The sequence below is a fragment of the Rothia sp. 27098_8_27 genome (assembly GCF_041432805.1).
GTDB lineage: Bacteria > Actinomycetota > Actinomycetes > Actinomycetales > Micrococcaceae > Rothia > Rothia mucilaginosa.
The window spans coordinates 1-1,443 of sequence record NZ_JAPWAJ010000014.1 but is presented as its reverse complement, the minus strand read 5'-3'; the positions used below and the strand labels follow the sequence as shown (position 1 = coordinate 1,443).

Sequence of the window (1,443 nt, the reverse complement as noted above, 5' to 3'; positions counted from 1 at the left end):
AAGACGCTCAACCGCCGCCTGCGGCAAACCCAGAAGAAGATTTTCACGCACAGTCAGTTCATAACGGCCGTAGTCTTGACTCACCAAACCCACATTTGCCAACAAATCATCAGGTGATATGTCCTGTACCGACGTACCTCCCATGAGGATGTCTCCTTTGGAAGGCTTAAGCATGCCCATGAGTGCATTTACTAGGGTTGTCTTTCCCGATCCATTGGGGCCGACAATACCAATCATCTGCCCGGGACCAAAAGTGAGATTGATGTTTTTAAGAGCGAAAGAATCAGCTTTTGGGTACTGGATAGCAAGATTCCTGATGGAAACGCTGGAGATTTCAGGGTAGGTATCGGCAATCGGATTTTTCTGCCCGGGCTGTGCGCTAGAAATAAACTTTCGATATACATCAATTGCGTTTGACCCCGCCGCCATCAAGCTAAGGTCGCTTCCCATCGAGCCAAGCGAGACTATAGCTGAGGTAATACCTATAACAGCTCCAGCAAGAACGCCGGGAGCCGGCACCGAGGCCGCTAGAAAAATAAGGGCTAAAGCTAGCAATGCAGCGCTTATAAAACCAACAATTGTATATATTCTGAGGATGTAACGAGCTAGGCCAATTTCCTCCTCACCGGATTTTTTCCGTTCTTGATTAGCGCGACGCGCAAAGAATGAACGAGCATTAAGAATTGCAAGCTCACGAGCAGTAGTTATTTGTGCAATCTGGTTAGTGCTATGCCATGCGTTGTAGCTATATGAATATATTTTTTCCATTGCCTCAGCATTTTTACTCGAATAGAGATGTGACATCAAGGCAACAGGAATCATACCTGCAAGCATGCAGAGTGAAGCATATACATTGATCTTTCCTACGGAATAACTAAGGGCTCCCGTCGAAAAAATGATGAATATCAGAGCACCCATAGTAGAAACTTGAGATCCTAGGCTCCCCCCTGTCACAGCATCATGAGCTGCCCTTGATGAGCGAGCATAATCACCACTCGCGATTTCCTGAGAAGAACAAGTCGCCAGACGAGAAGATACGTTCTGAATACCTGTACTTGACATTCGAGAATTTAGAATCATACGCAGAGAATCTGATGCTTGCCCCAGGGCAATGTATCCTGCCAGCACAAAACTAACCCCCAGGGCTAGTGGGAGCACCTCATCCTGACTCTGACCCAAATGCTCAACAAGCCTAGTGACAGCCTCCATCTGCAAAGCGGGGAATAGCGATAGGCACACAACAGACGCTAGATAGGAGACGGTCCATACGGGGTGATTTCTGAAAGCATAAACCACGGACCAAACAGTATTAGCCATAATCTTACGCATCTTTATAGTCCCTTTCAGTAGAAGTTTTGCGCCCTGCAGAATCTTCAGAGATCTGATTTTTGAAAATTTCCATAAACTTTCCCTCTGCCTTCAGTAGCTCCCGGTAGGTTCCTT

Annotated in this window: 1 protein-coding gene; it reads right to left on the bottom strand. The window is 46.7% G+C overall.

From position 1 onward, the window contains the following. Positions 1-1,317: ATP-binding cassette domain-containing protein (locus O3675_RS08975; protein ID WP_371572133.1), on the bottom strand; the 1,317-nt coding region annotated here is incomplete at its 3' end. Positions 1,318-1,443 lie beyond the last annotated feature (126 nt).